The sequence below is a fragment of the Aureitalea sp. L0-47 genome (genome assembly GCF_026126405.1).
Taxonomy (GTDB): domain Bacteria; phylum Bacteroidota; class Bacteroidia; order Flavobacteriales; family Flavobacteriaceae; genus Pukyongia.
The window spans coordinates 91,920-113,077 of the sequence record NZ_JAFMTQ010000005.1; the positions used below are offsets into that span (position 1 = coordinate 91,920).

The 21,158-nt window shown below is 42.3% G+C and carries 19 protein-coding genes; 10 read left to right on the forward strand and 9 right to left on the reverse strand.

Annotated elements, in window-relative coordinates; genetic code table 11:
* Nucleotides 1-27: 27 nt before the first annotated feature.
* Nucleotides 28-543: a fasciclin domain-containing protein gene (locus J1N09_RS07235; RefSeq protein ID WP_265199306.1), complete on the reverse strand. Its 516-nt coding sequence runs from the start codon at nt 541-543 to the stop codon at nt 28-30.
* A 121-nt stretch (nt 544-664) separates the two neighbouring features.
* Between J1N09_RS07235 and J1N09_RS07240 the strand changes: the two genes are divergently transcribed.
* The gene (locus J1N09_RS07240) at nt 665-1,225 is read left to right on the forward strand and encodes an RNA polymerase sigma factor (RefSeq protein WP_265199308.1); all 561 of its coding nucleotides are present in this window, start codon (nt 665-667) and stop codon (nt 1,223-1,225) included.
* Nucleotides 1,222-2,001, forward strand: coding sequence for an anti-sigma factor (locus J1N09_RS07245; RefSeq protein ID WP_265199310.1), 780 nt, complete (start codon nt 1,222-1,224; stop codon nt 1,999-2,001). Before J1N09_RS07240 ends, J1N09_RS07245 begins: the two co-directional genes overlap by 4 nt.
* Nucleotides 2,002-2,006: 5 nt before the next feature.
* On the opposite strand, the gene J1N09_RS07250 is transcribed toward J1N09_RS07245, so the two are convergent.
* Together J1N09_RS07250 and J1N09_RS07255 are read right to left on the reverse strand one after the other, a co-directional pair.
* Nucleotides 2,007-5,024, reverse strand: a complete 3,018-nt coding sequence (locus J1N09_RS07250; protein WP_265199311.1) for a serine hydrolase — start codon at nt 5,022-5,024, stop codon at nt 2,007-2,009.
* A 116-nt stretch (nt 5,025-5,140) separates the two neighbouring features.
* A complete protein-coding gene (locus tag J1N09_RS07255; RefSeq protein WP_265199313.1) occupies nt 5,141-5,782 on the reverse strand; it encodes a protein-L-isoaspartate(D-aspartate) O-methyltransferase in 642 nt (213 codons plus the stop codon).
* Nucleotides 5,783-5,908: 126 nt separating this feature from the next.
* Here J1N09_RS07255 and J1N09_RS07260 point away from each other — a divergent pair, with 126 nt between their 5' ends.
* The 8 genes from J1N09_RS07260 to miaA all read left to right on the forward strand — a co-directional run bounded on the left by J1N09_RS07260 (nt 5,909) and on the right by miaA (nt 13,412).
* Nucleotides 5,909-6,877: a Gfo/Idh/MocA family protein gene (locus J1N09_RS07260; RefSeq protein ID WP_265199314.1), complete on the forward strand. Its 969-nt coding sequence runs from the start codon at nt 5,909-5,911 to the stop codon at nt 6,875-6,877.
* A gap of 6 nt (nt 6,878-6,883) precedes the next feature.
* Entirely contained in the window at nt 6,884-7,771 is an 888-nt protein-coding gene (locus J1N09_RS07265; RefSeq protein ID WP_265199315.1) for a 3-hydroxybutyryl-CoA dehydrogenase, read from the forward strand.
* A gap of 47 nt (nt 7,772-7,818) precedes the next feature.
* Nucleotides 7,819-8,187 carry a four helix bundle protein gene (locus J1N09_RS07270; RefSeq protein WP_265199316.1) on the forward strand — a complete coding sequence of 123 codons (369 nt, stop codon included), beginning with the start codon at nt 7,819-7,821 and terminating at the stop codon, nt 8,185-8,187.
* A 119-nt stretch (nt 8,188-8,306) separates the two neighbouring features.
* On the forward strand, nt 8,307-9,545 hold the full coding sequence (locus J1N09_RS07275; RefSeq protein ID WP_265199318.1) for a DUF1015 domain-containing protein: 1,239 nt from the start codon (nt 8,307-8,309) through the stop codon (nt 9,543-9,545).
* A gap of 13 nt (nt 9,546-9,558) precedes the next feature.
* The gene (locus J1N09_RS07280) at nt 9,559-10,215 is read left to right on the forward strand and encodes a YggS family pyridoxal phosphate-dependent enzyme (protein ID WP_265199320.1); all 657 of its coding nucleotides are present in this window, start codon (nt 9,559-9,561) and stop codon (nt 10,213-10,215) included.
* Nucleotides 10,216-10,239: 24 nt separating this feature from the next.
* The gene (locus J1N09_RS07285; protein WP_265199322.1) at nt 10,240-11,619 is read left to right on the forward strand and encodes an exonuclease domain-containing protein; all 1,380 of its coding nucleotides are present in this window, start codon (nt 10,240-10,242) and stop codon (nt 11,617-11,619) included.
* Between the two features lie 108 nt (nt 11,620-11,727).
* On the forward strand, nt 11,728-12,492 hold the full coding sequence (locus J1N09_RS07290; RefSeq protein WP_414826842.1) for an ion transporter: 765 nt from the start codon (nt 11,728-11,730) through the stop codon (nt 12,490-12,492).
* A gap of 5 nt (nt 12,493-12,497) precedes the next feature.
* Nucleotides 12,498-13,412: a tRNA (adenosine(37)-N6)-dimethylallyltransferase MiaA gene (gene miaA / locus J1N09_RS07295; protein ID WP_265199326.1), complete on the forward strand. Its 915-nt coding sequence runs from the start codon at nt 12,498-12,500 to the stop codon at nt 13,410-13,412.
* A gap of 33 nt (nt 13,413-13,445) precedes the next feature.
* Here the strand turns inward: miaA and J1N09_RS07300 are convergent, their stop codons facing one another.
* The 6 genes from J1N09_RS07300 to J1N09_RS07325 all read right to left on the reverse strand — a co-directional run bounded on the left by J1N09_RS07300 (nt 13,446) and on the right by J1N09_RS07325 (nt 21,150).
* Entirely contained in the window at nt 13,446-14,162 is a 717-nt protein-coding gene (locus J1N09_RS07300) for a response regulator transcription factor (protein ID WP_265199328.1), read from the reverse strand.
* Nucleotides 14,163-14,165: 3 nt separating this feature from the next.
* Entirely contained in the window at nt 14,166-15,728 is a 1,563-nt protein-coding gene (locus J1N09_RS07305) for a sensor histidine kinase (RefSeq protein ID WP_265199329.1), read from the reverse strand.
* A 70-nt stretch (nt 15,729-15,798) separates the two neighbouring features.
* On the reverse strand, nt 15,799-16,395 hold the full coding sequence (gene coaE, locus J1N09_RS07310) for a dephospho-CoA kinase (RefSeq protein WP_321160800.1): 597 nt from the start codon (nt 16,393-16,395) through the stop codon (nt 15,799-15,801).
* On the reverse strand, nt 16,392-17,333 hold the full coding sequence (locus J1N09_RS07315; protein WP_265199331.1) for a YbbR-like domain-containing protein: 942 nt from the start codon (nt 17,331-17,333) through the stop codon (nt 16,392-16,394). Before J1N09_RS07315 ends, coaE begins: the two co-directional genes overlap by 4 nt.
* Nucleotides 17,334-17,365: 32 nt before the next feature.
* The gene (locus J1N09_RS07320; RefSeq protein ID WP_265199333.1) at nt 17,366-18,370 is read right to left on the reverse strand and encodes a glycosyltransferase; all 1,005 of its coding nucleotides are present in this window, start codon (nt 18,368-18,370) and stop codon (nt 17,366-17,368) included.
* A gap of 68 nt (nt 18,371-18,438) precedes the next feature.
* Nucleotides 18,439-21,150: a T9SS type A sorting domain-containing protein gene (locus tag J1N09_RS07325; protein WP_265199335.1), complete on the reverse strand. Its 2,712-nt coding sequence runs from the start codon at nt 21,148-21,150 to the stop codon at nt 18,439-18,441.
* Between the last annotated feature and the right edge of the window lie 8 nt (nt 21,151-21,158).

The window sequence follows — 21,158 nt, forward strand, 5'->3', positions numbered from 1 at the left end:
TTCTTCATAGCAATCTTTAAAACGCTACTATTTCGGCATTACCACGTCTCCAATTACGTGGATTACTCCGTTACTTGCCATGACATCGGTAGCAGTGATTTCACTGTAGTTACCATTCTCATCTTTCAACCAAATCTTTCCGTTCTTCTGCACTACTACTAGAGTAGCTCCACTAAGTGTTTTTACCTTTGCCATCCCATTCCCTTTCTCAAGAGCAGCTACAACATCTGCAGCGGCTAGTTTTCCAGGTACTACGTGATAGGTTAGAATGGAAGTTAGTGTTCCTTTGTTTTTTGGCTCTAGTAAACTGTTTAAGGTGTTAGAATCGATCTTACCGAAGGCTGCATTTGTTGGTGCAAAAACGGTGAAGGGTCCGTCACCTTGTAGCGCGGTTACCAGGTCAGCTGCCTTAAGAGCAGTTACAAGTGTTGAAAAATCGTTGTTTGATACAGCTATATCTACGATGCTTTGCTTCTGAGCGAATGCATTCTGCGATAGTCCGACTGTAAGGATAGTTGTTAAAATTAGGATTAACTTTTTCATGTTTCTGTTTTTTTAGTAATTATACATTTGTTTGTCAAGGTTCGATTACATTTACACTAACTTGATACTTTGGATGAGGCAACCTTACTTTTTTATCAGTTTCTTAACAGTCTAGCCCTTAATGTCGGAAGAATTAACACTTATTAACCAATTGAAAGCTCGTGATGAACGCGCTTTGTCTTCTTTATATGACAAGTATTCCGCTGCTTTATACGGAGTGATCATCAGAATTTGCAGGAACGAGGCCAATGCCCAGGACCTGCTGCAGGAAACTTTTGTAAAGATCTGGGAGAAGAGTGATTCCTACGATCCGGAAAAAGGAAGATTCTACACCTGGGCGTATCGAATTGCCAGAAACACAACATTAAATTCACTACGAAATCGGCCTGAGCTCATCCAAAATCAGGATTTGAGTGTATATAAAAATAAGGAGGACGATCAAAGTGAAACCGCGATTGATCTTACCCGATTGAATGGAACTTTGAAACAGCTTGAAGAGCATCACCAAAAGGCAATTGAGCTGGTTTATTTCAAAGGTATGACGCACAGGGAGGCGCACGAAGAAATGGGAGTGCCCCTGGGAACATTCAAATCGTATGTAAGACAAGCACTGACCAACCTGAGAAAATCGTATGAACTTTTGTCCTTCCTTGGACTTTTTATATTTGAGAGGATACTATGAAGGAGAATTATGACATAATAGAGAGCGGCATGCTGGAACGTTATCTACTGGGAGAGCTTTCCAAAGATGAGGTCATAGAAATTGAAGCAGCCTTGAGCAGAGACTCGAGCCTACGAGCTCAGCTGGATCAGTTGGAACAGGATCTGGAAACTATGGCTATAGAGAATGCTCTTACGCCGCCGGAGAATGTGAAGCAGGCTGTTTTTCGTGAGTTGCAAATGAATTCCGACGAAAAGATCATTAAGATAAAACCTCTTAAACCTGTTCGAACGTACACAGCTATTGCAGCCTCCATTGCAGCTTTATTTATGCTAAGTTCATTCTGGTTGTACCAGAAGATGAATGGTATACAGGAAGATCTCCGGGTTGTTAAAGAACAAAACAATTTATTACTTGAGGAAAAGGATAATCTTCAGAAAGATATTGAAGCAACCAACAAATGGCTTTCAGCGGTTAACAGTGCCGAAACTGAAAAGCTTATCATGAAGGGCAATGATCTTCTTCCTGAAGCTACAGCGATCAGTTACGTGAATCATTCAGAAAAAACAGTTATTCTGAATGCTTCCGGCTTACCCGAGCTTCCGGCGGACAAGGACTACCAGCTTTGGGCCGATGTGGAAGGCGAGATGATCGATATGGGTGTTATTCCGAAGAAATCTGAAATGATCGTAATGACATACATAGAGGATGCTGAATCCTTAAATATCACCATTGAACCCGCTGGCGGGAATGACCATCCTACGGTTTCGAATCTGATCAGTTTTGTAAGTATCTGAAACTTCTAGTCGAAAATTTCAATGGGGATTCGTTCCCAATCGATCAGTTCGTATCCCAAAGAAGATAACAAGTGATGATCGCTCATATGCTCACAGAACTTATGGATATGCAAATCATCTGCCCGTCCGTCATCATCACCATCACCATCAAGATCCGCCACTTCACCAGTGACAAACTCATCGTCGGTTGATTGCTCCCACAACATCGCTATTCTCCAAACTTTGTCTTTGTCGAAGTAATATTCAATATCGCTCAGGCGGTATCCTTGATTTCGCTTCGAATCCAATTCATTGAACAAATCACTAGTGCTCTTATTGATTTCTAAAATTGTCCTTCTGTCAGCGGTCCAAACACCTGTCCAGTGAAAATCATTGCCTGTCCGATAACCTTCCATATCCACTAATGCAAATCCCCTAGAAGTCATTTCCTGTTGTTTATCTAAAAACTCTTGTCTACTCATTTTGAAGTAGGATTCATTGTACCTGTTCACCTTAGAAAAAACCGCACCCCATCGTCTGCCGCTGTTACCCATTACATAAGACTCAATATCAGAAACGATATAGCCATCTTCTTTCATCGAAGTGATCTTTTTCTTCAGATCAGAAAGTTTGATATCACTCACCAATTTAGTATCGGGTCCCCCTTCCTTCAATACAGCATCCCAATATCGTTTCCCACCGTTCTTGAAAGTTTCGATATCCACAACATTGTATCCGTTGTTCTTAAGGTGCTTCATCTCGTCAAAGAAAAGGCTTTTCTCATATCCCGTACGCACCAGGACATCGGTGTTCGTTTTGCGCCAGACCGCATGAAAAGCGTCTTCTCCATCTTCCATATTTTCACGGCAAAAGTCTCTCGGGGTTTCTCCATCAACCCAATCTTTGGATGCAGGGGGATGTAATGACAATTCCTGTCGGATATACGTTGCCAGTCTCGGCATCTCCGAATAAACAGCAGGAGCAATCAACACTATTCCCGTACTATCAGCAGGAAAGAATTCCATGTGCGAACGCACATTGTTGTGTTTTCCTCCGTGCCAAACTCTTAGGTCCATTCCCGTTCCTTCAAAATTGAGTCCATAACTATAGCCCCGAGTAGCATCAGAAGTACTACGACTAACGGTAACCATATTATCCCATAATACCGTTTTGTTCTTATCGAGAAACTTCCCGGTACTCAAAGCATAAGCATATTTTGCCAGGTCGCAAATATTGGACTCATAACCACCGGCTGGTAAAACTGGCTGGTTGCATCCTAAGTCGTAAGTTACCAGCATTCCATCTTGGTTCATGTGGTGCCCTGGGCTTTTATCTTTACAATAGTCCATACTTCTTAAATCAGCTACTTTGATGATGTTCTCTTTTACCCAGGGATGGTATCCGATGGATGAAACTTTATCTATAGCCGCCCCTGCCAATACGAAACCGTAAGACGAATATAGATACCGCATTCCAGGATCGTCATTCAATACTGACTTATTAAATATCTCGACGGCCTTTCTTGCTTTCCAACCTCTTGGACTATTATCACGATCACCATAGGCCTTGGTATTCCTTTCAAACGGAACTGTGAGAAGAGTATCTTTTGGCGGCTCTCTATTATCAAGTGTCGCAGGAACTTTAGCATAGAGCTTATTATCACCGGATCCGCTTCCCTTACCATAATGCTGTACCCCACTGGTATTGTTTAACAATTGTCCCAGCGTAATTTCAACATGGCGTCGGTCCATTCCCCGAAAGCCTGAAGTATCTTGATATCGCACAGGTCCCCAATTGGTCACGTATTTTGTAATAAGTGAATCGACACTGAATTCACCGATTCCCCTTTCTTCCAACTGAGCTGCCGCTACTCCGGTCACCGACTTAGATATTGATGCCCAGTGCATTTTGGTAAATGTTGTTATAGGAGTTTTACTATAGTAATCACTGTATCCATATCCTTTAATATGGATCATCTTTCCTTCTTTAAAAACTGCGACGGCCAGACCGGGAACATTTTGCATTATCATCTGTTTCTTAACGGCATTATCTATAATAGCGTTAAACGCTGGCTTACAAAATGGATCTTCATAAGGTTCTATATAACCCCCAGTGTTAGAATTAGGATTACCTGTAGGCAAGCTTGTTTGCAGAAGTCGCTGCCCTCGATTCGGTGGAACGGCTATATCAGTTGAAGGATTGAATTGGGTGGTTCCTGCCGATTCCGGAATGTAGATCTGAGTTTTGGTCCGAGCATATCCCTTCGGAAAATACCTGATGTAATATCCATCAGGGTGTTTGGTCCATCTTCCCGCTTCAAAGCCGGGTACAATTGGTTCAACCCCGGCTAACATTGCAATTTCCTCATATTCCTGATAGGATTTGGCTCCGGCATAAAACTTACGCCTTAGATTGTCTTCGGCCTCTAGTATAGCTCTAACGGCAGGTGTCTCATTAGCAACTTTTTTCAACTCGTTTCTTGTAAGTTTGTCCAATGCCCCCTTACTCAGTCGAGCGATCTGTGTAGGGGTAAGTAACTTAAGAGCAGTTACCTTAACCGGTCCCTTCATCTTGGCGAAATCCGCCTTAGCGATTATGGCCCATAATAACAACTGCACTTCCCTCTGTGTAATCTCCGGATTACCTTGATAACCATCGATGATCGCGGTCATAATATCCGCTTTGGGTCCTTTGATAGGGGCGTAAAATCTACCCCCACCCTCTATGGGAGGAGTAGTCCCTGCCTTGATACAAAAGCTCTGAAAGGTTCCTTCATAATATCCGGGTTCAAGTGTAAATCCTCTCTTTGGATCGAATGGCTGTTCAAAGAATGAGCTGTATGCCCCATCATTTCCGAATTCGATTCCAAGGATCTCAGACTTATCAACATCCTTAAATGAAGTAGTAATTGGATCGCTGCTAAGCTTATCGATAGTCACAGCACCAATTTTATCCTTGGTCTTCTTGATCTTGTCAAGAATCTGTGCATTTATAGAAATAGTTGATACGATCAGAAACAGGGGCAGAAAAATTCTAGTCTTCATTGGTTGGTTAGATTTGCAATGTTAATCATTGAAAATGAAGATATTAAATATCTGCGAGAACGAAAAGAAATAAGGGGTTTCGTTTGCTTGTAATCGAGAGAACTATACCCCAGGAACTAATTCTTATCCTCAAGCAACGGTACAAAACGGTATTCTCCGTATTCTTTCTTGATGAATTTTTTCGGACCTTCACGGGTAATAACAGTCATGATTTGAACTGCGTCTCCAAGGGGAATTACCATCCGGCCACCAATTGCCAGTTGAGACAACAAAGACTTTGGGACGTACGGTGCACCTGCGGTTACAATGATCCCATCGTAGGGCGCTTCTTCTTCATAGCCCTGGTAACCGTCACCAAAGATCAGTTTCTTAGGCCGGTAACCAATTTTAGGAAGAAACAGTTTTGTTTTTTTGAAAAGCTCGTTCTGTCGTTCAATACTGTAAACAATCGCACCCATTTCCAACAGTACGGCAGTTTGATACCCACTCCCTGTCCCTATTTCGAGTATCTTATCACCTTTTTCGACCTCCAGCAGTTCGGTCTGTCTCGCTACAGTGTATGGTTGAGAGATGGTTTGATCTGCTGCAATAGGAAAGGCCTTGTCTACGTATGCATGGCCTACGAAACCCGAATCCATGAACAAGTGCCTGGGAATCGTATTGATGGCATCCAGAACATTCTCATCTGTGATGCCCTTTAACCTGAGCGTATCGACAAGTTTCTTTCTAAGACCTTTATGTTTGAAGTCGTCTTTCATTTACACAAAGATGAAAAGAAAGCAGCGATTATTCGAAAAAATCGATCAAAAAATCTGCTTGTCAATTCCGTTCGTCGATCCGTGATTTTCTTCAAAATCTATTACCTTTGTGCAAAACGAATTCACATGCTGAAAGCAGGCGTTCTGGGTGCCGGTCACCTCGGAAAAATCCATCTGAAACTAATCAATCAATCTCCGCGATACGAACTTGTTGGATTCTACGACGCGGATAAAAAAGCTTCCGAAGCAATCGAAAAGGAATTCGGTTATAAAAGCTACCCTAGCATGGAAGCGCTAATCGAAGCCTGTGACATGGTAGATGTTGTAACACCTACGGTATCACATTTCGAATGTGCGGAGAAAGTGGTGTCGGCAGGAAAACATCTCTTTATAGAAAAACCCATCACCCAAACCGTGGAAGAAGCAAATAAACTGCTCTATCTGGTACAGGAATATGGTGTTAAAGGACAGGTAGGCCATGTGGAACGTTTTAATCCGGCCTTTATGGCTGTGAAGGACATGATGGACAACCCCATGTTCGTAGAATCGCATCGTTTAGCGGAATTCAACCCCAGGGGAACTGATGTATCGGTTGTTCTGGACCTAATGATTCACGATATCGACGCTATTTTAAGCGTGGTCAATTCCGAAGTAAAAAGTATTAATTCCAGCGGGGTTTCGGTTATTTCTGAAACTCCCGATATAGCAAATGCCCGCATCGAATTTGAAAACGGTTGCGTAGCTAACCTTACTGCCAGCCGAATCTCGATGAAGAAAATGCGTAAGGCACGATTCTTTCAGCGGGACGCATATATCTCGGTGGATTTTCTGGATAAAGCCTGTGAAGTTGTGAAAATGAAGGATGCGCCAAAAGATCCGGACGACTTTGCCATGATCCTAACCAATGCCGAAGGTGTAAAAAAACAGATCTATTTCGACAACCCTGAGATCAAGGCCAATAACGCCATACTGGACGAATTGGAAACTTTTGCAGATGCCATCGAGAATAACACAACCCCTGTTGTGACATTGGAACAGGGGACCAATGCATTGCGTGTTGCAATGCAGATCATAGAAAATTTCAAAAAACTATAAATCGATATGAAAAATGTCGCAGTAATCGGAGCAGGAACCATGGGTAATGGAATTGCCCACACCTTTGCCCAGTTCAACTATAAAGTACAATTGATAGATGTTTCACAGGCAGCCCTGGATAAGGGAATAGCTACGATCGGCAGGAACCTTGATCGAATGGTGACGAAAGAGAAGATTACCGAGGCAGATAAGGAGCGTACTCTTGGAAACATCACTACCTATACCAGCCTCGAGGAAGGCGTGGAATACGCAGGCCTTGTTGTAGAGGCGGCTACGGAAAATATCGATCTCAAGTTAAAGATCTTTACCGACCTTGATAAATTCTGTCCGGACGATACCATACTCGCCAGTAATACTTCCTCCATTTCCATCACTCAGATCGCTGCGGTTACTTCCAGACCCGAAATGGTGATAGGAATGCACTTTATGAACCCGGTTCCAATTATGAAGCTGGTTGAGATCATCAAGGGTTACAACACCAGTGATGATACATACAACACCGTGGCTGATATTTCGAAACAGCTGAATAAAGTTCCTGTTGAAGTAAACGACTACCCAGGGTTTGTTGCCAATCGTATCCTAATGCCAATGATAAACGAGGCCATTGAAACCTTGTACAACGGCGTTGCAGGGGTTCAGGAGATCGACACAGTGATGAAGTTAGGAATGGCACATCCTATGGGACCTCTACAGCTGGCGGATTTCATCGGACTGGATGTATGCCTGTCCATACTGAATGTAATGTACGACGGTTTCAAGAACCCGAAATACGCACCTTGCCCATTACTGGTGAACATGGTGATGGCAGGAAAACTTGGTATAAAGAGCGGTGAAGGTTTTTACGACTATTCTGAAAGCCGGAAAGCGGAGAAGGTTTCCAGGATGTTCGCCTGATCAGTTGGCAGTAAGCAGTAAGCAGTATAAATTTCTTAAGGAAAAGAATGAAGTTTCAAGATCTCCAGGTTTACATTAAATCAGTGGATTTGGCCATGGAGATTTTTGAATTGTCCAAAGCTTTTCCCAAGAGTGAAACATATGCCTTAACTGATCAAATAAGACAATCATCGCGCAGTGTTTCTGCGAATATTGCCGAAGCTTACCGAAAAAGACGATATCCTAAGCACTTTACAAGTAAAATGACGGATAGTGATGCAGAAAATTCTGAAACACAAACCTGGTTAGAATTTGCCCTTAAGTGTAATTATATTGAAGCTGAATCCTATCAAAACCTGATCGAACGATCGAATGAAGTTGGAAAACTAATTAACTTTATGATTAGTAATCCAGAAAAATTCGGTGTGAAAATTTAAAATTGAATATCACATAAATCATAGAATACTGAACACTGAACACTGAATACTGAATACTGAACACTGAACACTGAATACTGAATACTGAACACTGAACACTGAATACTGAATACTAACCTATGCCTAAAATCCTCCCATTCCGCGCTGTACGTCCCACCAGGGATAAGGTGAGCCTTATCGCTTCGAGGGCTTACGACAGTTATTCGAGGGACGAAAGAGAGTCGCGGTTGAGGGATAATCCGTTCTCCTTTCTGCATATAGTTAACCCAGGTTATAAATACCACAAGGTGATTTCCGGGAAAGAGCGATACAGACTTGTTCGGAATCGCTACCAGGAATTCAAGGAAGACGGGATCTTCATTCAGGATGACAAACCCTGCTATTATGTGTACAAGATCGTTAATAGGGATGGTTTCTCATTCAAAGGGATAATTGCCGCAGCAAGTGTAGAAGATTACAAGAAGGACGCGATCAAAAAACACGAGGAGACCCTAAAGTTCAGGGAGACCATGTTCAAGAAATACCTGAAAACCGTAGGTTTTAACGCAGAGGCTGTTCTTCTCACTTATCCCGATAGCCCCGGACTCAAAGAGATCATAGAAAAAACTATGAGCGAAAGGGCAGAATACGAATTCACTACTACATACAGAGATACACATTACCTGTGGTGCCTGGATGACGAGGCAGTACTTGCGGAAGTAGAAAGGTTGTTTGCCGAGATGCCATGTATCTATATTGCTGATGGACATCATAGAACTTCCTCATCAATGCTGCTTGCTGAAGCCATGAAGAAAGAAAATAAGGAGCATACTGGAAATGAGCCTTACAATTTCTTTATGAGCTACCTCATACCTGAAAGCGATCTGAAGATCTATGAATTCAATCGATTGGTTCGTGACCTCAATGGCATGAGCAAAGAAGAATTCCTGGTGAAGCTGGATGCCATGTATCGTATCACAGAGCTTGGACGGGAATACTACAAGCCTTCGAAGAAACATCATTTTAGCATGTACCTCGACGGTTCATTTTATTCGTTATACCTTCGGAAGCACGACTATACTATTAATAATGCCCTTGACGCGCTGGATACACAAATACTTCATACCACTATTCTAAAACCTATCCTGGGAATTGAGGATGCCCGAAATGACAAACGACTTCATTACGCACATGGAAAGATGGATATGGCTTACGTAAAAAGTATGGTGGACAGTGGGGAATTCAAGGTTGGTTTCGGAATGCTACCTGTAACTACTTCAGAAATGAAACAAATTGCAGATGAAGGGCTTATTATGCCCCCTAAGAGCACCTATATCCAGCCTAAACTGCGAAGCGGTGTCACGATCTATGAATTCTAACAAGTAATATTGAGTGAACATTTCAGAAAACATAAAAGCATTTAAATCGGAACTACCCGAAAGCATCACCCTTGTAGCCGTATCTAAAACCAAACCGGTTTCCGATATCATGGAGGCCTATAATGAAGGTCACCGGATCTTCGGAGAGAATAAGATACAGGAGATGGCTGCCAAGTGGGAGGAAATGCCTGCCGATGTGCAGTGGCACATGATAGGACATGTTCAGCGAAACAAGGTGAAGTACATGGCAGAATTCGTGAGCCTGGTGCATGCTGTGGACAGCTTTAAACTACTTACAGAGATCAATAAACAAGCGGCTAAGTACTATCGAACTATCAACTGCCTGCTTCAGATTAAAATAGCCGAAGAGGACAGTAAATTCGGTATGAGTGCCGATGCGGCGAAAGAACTGCTCGAATCTTCGGAATATCAAAATTTAAAAAACATCAGAGTGACCGGACTCATGGGTATGGCGACTTTCACCGACAACATGGAGCAGGTACGCAGGGAATTCAGGTATCTTAAGAATTTATACGATGAATTAAAGGATCCTCATTCTTTTACTGAATTATCCATGGGAATGAGCGGAGATTTCAAAATAGCCCTTGAAGAAGGCAGCACCATGGTGCGAGTTGGAAGTGCTATCTTTGGTGAACGCAATTACGGATAAAGAGAAATTGGCAGGACGGAAAGTATGTATGCAATTCTAGATATCGAGACCACGGGAGGGAAATACAACGAAGAAGGTATTACCGAGATCGCCATATACCGCTTCGACGGTGAGAGAATTGTGGATCAGTTCTGTAGTTTGGTGAATCCCGAACGCCGGATACAGCCATTCGTGGTAAATCTAACCGGTATTAATTCTGAAATGCTTCGGAATGCACCAAAATTTTATGAGGTGGCCAAACGCATTATCGAGATAACCGAAGATGCAGTGCTTGTAGCGCATAATGCGCAGTTCGACAACCGTATTCTTACCACAGAGTTCGACAGGTTAGGCTATAATTTTGATAAGGATACACTGTGTACGGTAGAACTCACTAAAAAACTAATCCCCGGCCTACCCTCCTACAGCCTGGGAAAACTGGTCCGTTCATTGGGGATACCATTGAGCGACAGGCACAGGGCACAGGGCGATGCCAAGGCCACAGTGACCTTATTCAAAATGTTGCTTAATAAAGACGCATCAAAAGAGATCATTCAGAAATCGGTACGAAAGGATCCTAAACGACAGCTGGAGCCAAAACTGCTGGATATTATTGAAAATGCCCCCACGGAAACAGGTGTTTATTATATGCACAGGGAAGACGGTACCGTTATATACATTGGGAAAAGCAGGAACATCAAGAAAAGACTGGTTCAGCATTTTACGAACGACTCGAAAAAGTCTAAAAAGATCCAACTCGAAGTAACTAATGTAAGCTATGAGAGAACAGGCAACGACCTCATCGCACAGTTAAAGGAAAGTCAGGAAATCAAAAAGATAAAGCCTATTTACAACCGGGCCTTGCGCAGAACTTCTTTCAGTTATCAACTGGCCTCCTATACCGATTCCGATGGATATATCAATCTAAAGGTGGAAAAAGCGAATGCCAGCAAGGAAGCCATAATGACTTTCAGCAATTACCAGCAAGCGAAATCCACAGTCTACAAGATCACGGAAGAGTACCAGTTATGTCAGAAACTCACCGGACTTTACAAAACCGATTCTGGTTGCTTCCTGTACTCCATAAAGGAGTGTAATGGTGCGTGTTTGATGGAGGAAGAAACAATTTCTTATAACGATCGTGTAAGCCGATTTATAGAAAAGAATAGCTACGAAAACAAGCACATGCTTATTATTGACAAAGGCCGTGAGGTGGATGAGCGTTCTGTAATCCTGATTGAAAATGGAGAATATAAAGGGTTCGGATACTACAACCTGAATTTCCAGATCAATAATATTGAGATTCTAAAAAGTATAATCAATACTGTAAATCCCGACAGGGACTCGAGACACTTAATTCAGAATTATCTGAGAAAAAACAAGGTCCTCGACATCGTAAAATTACCCGAAGAAGCAGCCATATAAATAAAGTTGCTTACTTTTATACAACAATTTAACCACGCTTTGAGTAGTCAACCACAAGCAGCATGGAGGCGAAAGCTCCACGACATCATCTATGAGGCCGACACTCCCATGGGAAAGCTTTTTGATGTTATCCTGCTCATCCTCATTCTTCTAAGTGTCTTTTTCGTAATGCTGGAAAGTGTTGGCGGACTCCCCGAATACATCTACGAATGGCTGTACTACGGGGAATGGGTGATTACTATTTTCTTTTCTTTTGAATACATCGCAAGGATCATAACTGTTCGTCGGCCATCGAAATATATATTCAGTTTCTATGGAATTATTGATTTTATTTCAACAATTCCGCTTTACCTCACATTTATCCTCGCAGGAAGTAACTACTTACTCACAGTCCGTGCGTTACGACTTCTCAGGGTGTTCAGGATCCTTAAGATTACCCGATATGTGGGCGAATCCAACAAGCTTACGCGGGCTTTGCTGCATAGCCGCGCCAAGATCTTTATATTCCTGTTTGCGGTGCTTATTGTATGTATCATTGCAGGAACACTTATGTACCTTATTGAAGGTGAGGAAAGTGGATTTAAGAGTATCCCATTAAGTATTTACTGGTGTATTGTTACCCTGACCACCGTTGGCTACGGCGACATTCACCCGGTAACTCCTTTGGGCCAGACCCTTGCCGCTATCATCATGATCATGGGTTATGGTATTATCGCAGTACCCACTGGAATTATCAGTGTTGAATATGCTAAAAGCGAAGAATACGTTCACGTTAATTCATATGCCTGCCCAAATTGTAATTCATCTAAACATAGAGATGACGCCATATTCTGCCATAAATGCGGTGAGGAACTGCATCCTGAAGAATTCTAAATTTCATGCCAATCACTAAAACACTCATCTGTGTTGTAGGTCCTACGGCCATAGGAAAGACTGCTTTAGGCATAGCCCTGGCCAAAGCATTTGATACAGAAATAATCTCGGCGGATTCAAGGCAGTTCTACAAGGAAATGCGGATTGGAACCGCGGTTCCTTCGGAAAGTGAACTAGCCGCTGTAAAACATCATTTCATTCAATCACTCAGTATTTTCGACAACTATTCAGTAGGCGATTTTGAAAGGGATGCTATAGCCTTACTCAAGGAGTTATTTCAAGATAAAGACGTCGTTTTAATGGTAGGCGGTTCCGGACTGTATGTCGATGCGGTTGTAAAAGGAATGGACGATCTGCCGAAAGTTTCAGCCAACATTCGGGAAACGCTTAAAGCAGAGCTGGATGAGAAAGGCATCGAAGCACTTCAGGAAGAATTGAAGGTTGTGGATCCCGATGCGTACGCAAACATAGATCTTCAGAATAAACAAAGACTTATACGAGCACTGGAGATGTATCGCGGCACCGGACTCCCCTATTCGACCTTTCTTCAGAAGAAAAAAATAAAACGAAATTTCCAGACTGTATACATAGGTCTCACCGCGGATCGCGAAATTGTTTACAACAGGATCAACCTGCGTGTAGAAAAAATGATCGAAGCAGGGTTAGTAGACGAAGCAAAACATTTATATGAGCACAGAAAGCTCAATGCGCTTCAAACGGTGGGCTATAAAGAGTTTTTCGAATGGATGGATGGCAGTATCACTTTCGAAGCTGCCATTGAAGAGATCAAAAAGAACACGCGCCGGTTTGCCAAACGACAAGGTACCTGGTATCGTAAAAACGAACAAATTCATTGGTTTGATCACCTCACTCCGGCCAGTGAGATACTTGCTTTCCTAAAACAAGAAAAAGGCCTGTGAAAGGCCTTCTTCTATTAACACTTAATTATCAAACTACTGGTCAACTTCATCCTTAACTACAAGTCTGAAGCCTTCACCATGTATATTAATGATCTCCACTCCATCATCCTTACTCAAATATTTACGAAGTTTGGCAATATAAACGTCCATACTCCTGGATGTAAAGTAGTTATCGTCACGCCAGATCTTGGTAAGAGCTAATTCCCTAGGCATGAGATCGTTCTTATGCAATGCCAGTAAGCGCAGCAATTCATTCTCTTTGGGAGAAAGTTTGGTAGGTTCTTCCTTGTTATAAGTGAGAAATCTCAATTTCGAATTGAGGTGGAAATTTCCAATCTCGAACTCAAACTGTTTACTGTCGGCAATCGAATCGGTTGCTTTTCGCTGAATAATAGCCTTGATCTTCATTAACAGCACTTCACTATCGAAGGGTTTGTTAAGGTAATCGTCTGCACCTACCTTGTATCCTTTCAGCACATCTTCCTTCATTGCCTTGGCTGTTAGGAAGATAATTGGCACATCTTCGTTCTTCTCTCGAATCTCCTTAGCCAGTGTGAAGCCATCTTTATAAGGCATCATTACATCGAGTATACACAGGTCGAAATCATCTTTCTTGAATTTCTCGAATCCTTCCATTCCGTTCTTGGCATGAGTCACGTCGTACTCATTCATTGCCAGGTAATCCTTTAAAACTGTTCCGAAATTCGGATCGTCCTCTACTAACAGGATCTTTTTGTTTTCAGTTTCCATAGTTTATGATATTAAGTGTATTTTAATAATGAATGTACTTCCTTTTCCTTTATCGCTTTCAACATAAATCTCTGCGTCGTGATCGTCAAGTATCCGTTTTGCGTATGCAAGACCCAGTCCGTGGCCCTTTACATTGTGAATATCTCCAGTAGATTCGCGATAGAATTTTTCAAATATTTTTTTCTGAACAGATTTTGTCATCCCAATACCCTGGTCTCGGATCTTTAGAATAATACTGTTCTTTACATTTTCCGTATAGACATCGATCTTCGGCTCATCCTCCGAATACTTGATGGCATTATCCAGGATATTCACGATCACATTCGTGAGGTGGGATGTGCTTCCAAGTATGGTGGATTTCAGTGCTCCAAGGTGGGTTTTGATATATCCGTTCCTGTCCTCAACGATAAGGCTTACATGTGATACGGCCGTTTCAATGAGTTCGTGTAGTTTGATCCTGTCCTTCTTAAGATCGAGTTGATTCTTCTCCAACTTTGAAATTCGCAGGACGTTCTCAACCTGGGCGTGCATTCTGCGATTCTCATCGCGAATCAATTTCAAATATCGGTCTAAGAAACTCTCATCCGCCTTTGCCTTCGGATTTTTCAGTGCATCCAGCGCAAGATTGATGGTGGCGATTGGCGTCTTGAATTCATGTGTCATGTTGTTGATGAAATCCGACTTTATCTGGGAGATCTGCCTTTGTTTGAAAATTTGGGAGATCGCGCTTGCATATGCCAGAACGATCACACTGGTAAACACAAGTGAGAGTACTGCCATACCAAGTATGGATTTGAATGCGGTCTTCTTCTTTTCTGAAAAATTAACAAGCAGATCGTATCCTATTTTCAGTTCTTCGTTCACAAAAATGGGGGTTGCCAGTATTCTGTCTGCCTGGTATTCGAAGTTTCTGCTGTGAACACGAGTAGAAAGACCGTTGCTGTAAACGGCAAATTCTACATCCGATTTAAGTCCTCGTTTCTTCATAGACTTCTTCAGCAAATTATCGATCTCGTCTACACTCACTCTTTTATGTATGGGTGTCCGGGCCGAAATATTTGTGAAAGCACTCTCAAAACGATTGCGCTCATAGTCCTTCATCCTGGCAAACGATTCGATGGTTTCTGATACCTGTCCTGATCCATCTACTCCGGCAATAACTTTGGTTGTGCTCTTTTTATTGATGATCTTTTTGAAAAGAATACTATCAATTTCTGTGTCAAGAAAACTCGAAGAAAGCTTGTAATCCTCAACCAGGATTCCGTCACTAAAAATATAGGTCTCGTTACTTTTATCGCTCTGTGTTGTGTAAACCAATTCACTGAAATTTATGCTTTCCGGGGTTTGCACACTATCTGCCAGACCACTGTAAATACGATAGTAATCCTCTATTTCTCTAACCTGAACTTCTTTGGCTACTTCGTTCAACACCTGACGGAAATTGAAGTTAACCTGCTCTTCCTTGTCGCGATAGGAGTTTGATATCCAGTAACCCTGAACAAAAATGATCCCCAATAGCGAAAGGGACATAAGTGCTATTAGCAAAATAAACAGCCTCTTGTTCATAGGCCAAAAGTAAGATTTTAACATTTAGGCCTACTTCCATTTAACCTAAAGTTAACAAAATGAATTGCAGCTATTTACTGGGTTCGCAGAGGATTTTATGGATACGAATCACCTCACTATTAGTTACTTCCAGATCGATATTTTCGATAATGAAATCGGCGAGTTTTTCTTTTTCTGAATCAGGCCATTGGTTCGCCATTCTGGCGTCGATCTCATCTTCGGAATTGCCATCCCTGGCAATGATACGTTGGATTCGAAGGTTTTTTGGTGCTACTACTAAAATTGTACTATCGCATTGTTGATATCCCCCATTCTCAAACAGGATTGCTGCCTCTTTAATTACATATGGAGCGTCTTGCTTCTTACACCATCGTTTAAAATGTGAGGCCACTTTGGGGTGGATGATCGAATTAACCTGCTGTAGGATTTCCGCATCCTTAAAGACAATGTCCGCAACGTATTTCCGATCCAATGTTCCGTCCTTGTAGGTTTTGGGGCCCAATAACTGGGTTAATTTACGGCGGATGAATTTAGACCTGTTCGTGAGGGCTTTGGCTTCCGTATCTGCAATGTATACAGGTACTCCCAGCTCCTCGAACATCCGGGCTACGGTAGTCTTCCCACTGCCAATACCTCCTGTGAGTCCAATTACCTTCACCTGAATCATTTAAAGATTAGATAGTCGACCTTTTTCTCTTCCAATTCCGTATTCAAGATCGCTTCAGGTTGCTTCTGAATAGATACGATCATAAAATTATCTTCGGAATTCCTTTCGTTATAATCACAGATCAGTGAAAAATCTGCTGCGGATATTTCGTTGAATTTTTCCATGGCTACGTCGAAAGATACGTTTATCTGTTCGGGAATGATCTTTACGGTGGTATCCTCAGGGAGATTAAGGATCGTAACAGGTATTGATAGAGTTTTTTGTGTGAATTCAGTCACTTCCAGAATCATATTAATTTCCGATGGATTAACCTTTACACCATCAAATTCCGGAGCTACAAGTTGCAGATCACGGTTCAGGCTTTCATGAACATCAGTTAAGGATAGCTCTTCCGTGCTTATTGCTGTTATTTCTTCGATCAGATCTTCAGGAGCAGATATATTAATACTATCCGGAATAAGTTTAATTCCACGAATACTCTTGTAACCCTCACGGAACTGCAGCTGTACATTTGCTTCCACCGGTATAACTTTAGTTGCCAGGCGGTCAAAACTGATCACTAATTCCGAAGGAGAAAGGTTTGTAATATTTACATCGCTACCCAATTCGTCGTTGACTAGTCTACCAAGGTCATTTTCTGCTAAAACTATGTTTTCATTTTCATCTGGCTCGTAGTTTATTAGGGAAAGATTTAGCTCAGGCTTGTTAAATTGGTACTGAAGAAATGTAAAGCCATTTGCAGTAACTTCAAAGTTTAACTCTTTGACATTGCTATCGCTTAGAACGGCATTTTCAGGAATGTCTTTGTAAAACACATTTGCGCTTATGGTTGCAGTGTACTCTTTGGAAAACTTGGTGAGTATCCAGATTACACATGCGAGGGCCAGAAACAGTAAAAATGTTCGGATTTTTCCGGTATTGTACTTCTTTCTACTCAAAGGTTGCAGGCTAATTGGTAATTTGAATAAAGTTACTTAAAAAATAAGTTTGGAAATTGTTTCTCAGGATCTTTATTCAGAATATGTATTTGAATAGTGGAATGTAAGAATGCAATTCCGTAACCCAGAAACTGAATAAACAACGCGAATACCGAAAGGACAGCAATAAATGGGTCTCTTGTTTTGAATAGGGCTTCTGTAAAAAAGGCTATCAAATACAATGCAAGTGGAATAAAAGCCCAGATGTGAAGGCAAATTATGGAAATTATTAATGCCAATAGCAGGTACACAACGAATAGTGTAGGGAACCAAAAGGTAATCTTAGCACTCCCGGGATGCCATTTTGATAGAATGGGCCGCACCAAACCGAACTTTCTCACTTGTTTATAGAATTTAGACCAGGATATTCGGCGTTTGTGAAACACAAAGGCATTTGGGATAAATGTGGTCTTGTAACCTGCCTTGCGTATTCTGAGCGATAGATCCGGGTCCTCACCCGGATGAATTTTTCCGAAGCCAGCTGTTTTTTCAAAAACCTCTTTTGATATACCCATATTAAAACTCCTGGGCTCGAACTTTCCAATTTGGTTACGTTTTCCCCTTATACCACCTGTTGAAAGAAAGGAGGTCATACTATGGTTGATTGCCTTCTGAATTGCAGAAAAACTCTTGTGTGCGGCATCCGCTCCGCCGTAACATTCGAAATACTGATTTTCCAAAAATGTCGAAACTGTTTCCAGGTAATGCGGTGGTAGTATAACGTCCGAATCGAGAATGATGAAGTAGTTTCCTCTCGCCTTACTCATTCCATAGTTACGAGAATCACCCGGACCGCTGTTTTCTTTATAGTAATAGGAGATATCCAGTACAGAACGAAACTCTTCTATTACCTCAGCCGCTGTTTCGGTAGATCCATCTTCTACGATCACGATTTCATAAGGTTCAGCATACTCCAGAACGCTGAAACTCTCCAGCAATTCCCTGACTTCCTGTGGGCGGTTATAAACAGGTATAATAAAGGAAAACAGCAAGCTCATAGGGCAAATGTAATTAAAAAAAAAGCCACCCAAATCAATGGGTGGCTTTCGTATTTAATTGAAGAGAATTATCTCTTGATCACTTTGTACGTACCAGTTTGGCCGTCTACAGTCACTTTCATCAGGTAAGCACCTGTTGCTAGTGTTGAAGTATCAAACTGTGCACTGGTTGCATTTACTTCTTGTCCAAGTACTTGCTGACCTAACAGATTGTAGATCGCAACATCTTCGATAGCATCTATAGAATCCAGGTTCAACATACCGTTGGTTGGGTTCGGGTAGAAACTGAAGCCTTCGATCACATTATCGTTGGTGCCAAGGCGTACTCCGTCGATAGTAATGTCGGTAACACCGCCATCATTAACAACGTATACGTAGTAAGGCTGACCTGCTGCCGTGTTGATAGTAGCCACTGTACCAGGAGCACACTGGTTTCCAATCTGGAAGAAGTACTCAAGGTCTGTTTCAATAGCGTTCTCATCAGGAGCTGTAAAGAATACAACAAAACTGTTTCCTGCTGGTGAAACGATCTCGGCTGTAGCCGTACCGTTACCTTGAGGTGTAAAGTTATACCATACACCTTTACCTCCGGAGATATCACAACCCACTGGGTTTCCATTCTCAACAGTAGCCGCTGGCATAGCAACAGCTGGATCTGTATAAGGAACACCAATTTCATCAACGTCGATAGAGTTAACGATCATATCGTTTGGTGGTGGTACCGGAGTACATTCAAGAGTTAAGTTGAAATCACCTGTTGAGGAACCGAATCCATGTACAAGGATATAATAGGTTGTTGAACCATCACTTACCCACTCCACTGTTGAAGTGAATCCAGTACAGTCATCGTCGTCGTCATTCGCAGCAACACAGATAAGACCTCCTGTACAGTCACCTTCGTAAACAGATATCTTAGTATCGAAAGTAGCATCGTCACAAGTAGACACTCGAATATCAGAAACTAGTCCTGATGGATCTGTGAAAGTGTACCATACACCCGGTGCAGTTACATCCACAGTTGGGTTGAACGGCGTTGGATCGAATGTATCTTCACAATTTGAAGCTACTGCATCGTCAATGCTGGCAAAAGTTGTAGAACCGGCTGTAACACTTCCACAGTCTATAGCGATTGCATTTTCACAAGTGTCGTTCGCTGCAGGAGGGGTACAAGTAATAGTCAGGTCATACGTTCCTGATCCACCACCGAATCCGTCTACTGCGATATAGTAAGTAGAAGATCCATCGGCCTGGAAGGTCAATTCCGAAGTAAATCCGGAACAACCTGGGCCATCGTCGTTAGAAGCTACTACTGTTCCACCACAGCTATCGTAAACTGTAAGAATAGTATCGTATGCGGCCTGGTTACAAGTAGAGACCGTTACAAATTCCCCGGCTACTGTACTTGTAAATGCATGCCACTCGTCTGGTGATCCGTCACCGTTTGTATCTGTATTACCATTTGAAGTGTCACCGGACATAGTTTCACCACAAGCGATAGCAAAAGCACCTGCACAATCATCGTTGTCAGGAATTGCCTCACATTGTCCGTCAAGAGAGTATACACCTTCCGTAGTTGGATCTGGTCCACTACCAAAGTCAGGATATCCCCAAACAGTTCCATCGAACTGCACTAAAGGCTCTCCTACCAAAGGAGTTGTAGCTGTATTCGTTACTTCGAAGAATACTGATCCAGACATAGTGGACGTACCCATAAGAACTTTTATCCAGTAAGTAGTATCAGCACCTAACTGACCAGCAAACTCGAAAGGAGTTACATCAAATTCCAAAGTATGAACATCAATCACTGGGTTAACCCATGGCATAGAATTCAGAACAGTTACAGGAATACCTGTTTCAGATCCGATTTCCATATCCGGGAATCCACCTGCATTTGTGTAGTAGTAAACATCTGCTACAACCGGAGCTCCGTCTGCGGGGAATGTAAGGAAGTTAGCAGTAACCTTTTCCAAAGTAAAGTTTTCGTCCATAGGAACAATAACATCAACCGCTGAGTCAAAAGCACTGTCAATAGACGATCCTACACCTCCGGCCGGTGTGTTAATTGGATTTCCTTGAGCACAAGGATTTCCTCCTCCACCACCACCTAGGTCGTAAGTGATACTTCCGTTCCAAACGCGAGGGTTGAAGATTGTTGGTGTGAAAGGCACATTAGATCCTGATCCAAGATCTATTGTCAAATCAGCATTAGAATATTGTTGGTTTGTTCCATCGCCATTGGTATAATCATGAGCGTGAGAAGCATCCATCACCAATGCCATTGCATACGTTGTGTTTGCTGTAAGAACCAGTGGTACATCCAATGTGGTTGGTGAGGGCACGTTTGCTCCCATTCCCGTACCTGATGCCACTGCTACGGGACTACCCCAAAAAGCAGCGTTGTCTTCATTTCCTACATACGTACCTACAACTGCATATACATCCATTGTAAAGGCACCTGCCTCTCCCGTATTCGTCTCCAAATCAGTAATGGTGATGTCGGCAGCTCCAACAGTAACATCAAAGTATACTGCACCACCGTTTGCTCCACCATTACCTCCGGCAAACAATGTTGTTAAGGTAGTAGGCATCCTGAAAATTGGAGTTGGCGTGTGATTAGTAACGTGAAGTTCGCCATCGTCACCAATGGCCATTTCAGGGGTAGCGTTCTGCACACCCTCATCGTAACCTTGGGTACTGATAGTGGCTTGCGAAACCGTAGGTTCCTGCGCAAAACCGAACGCAAATACCAGTAAGGTCAATAGAATTGTAATTCTTTTCATAATTGTGA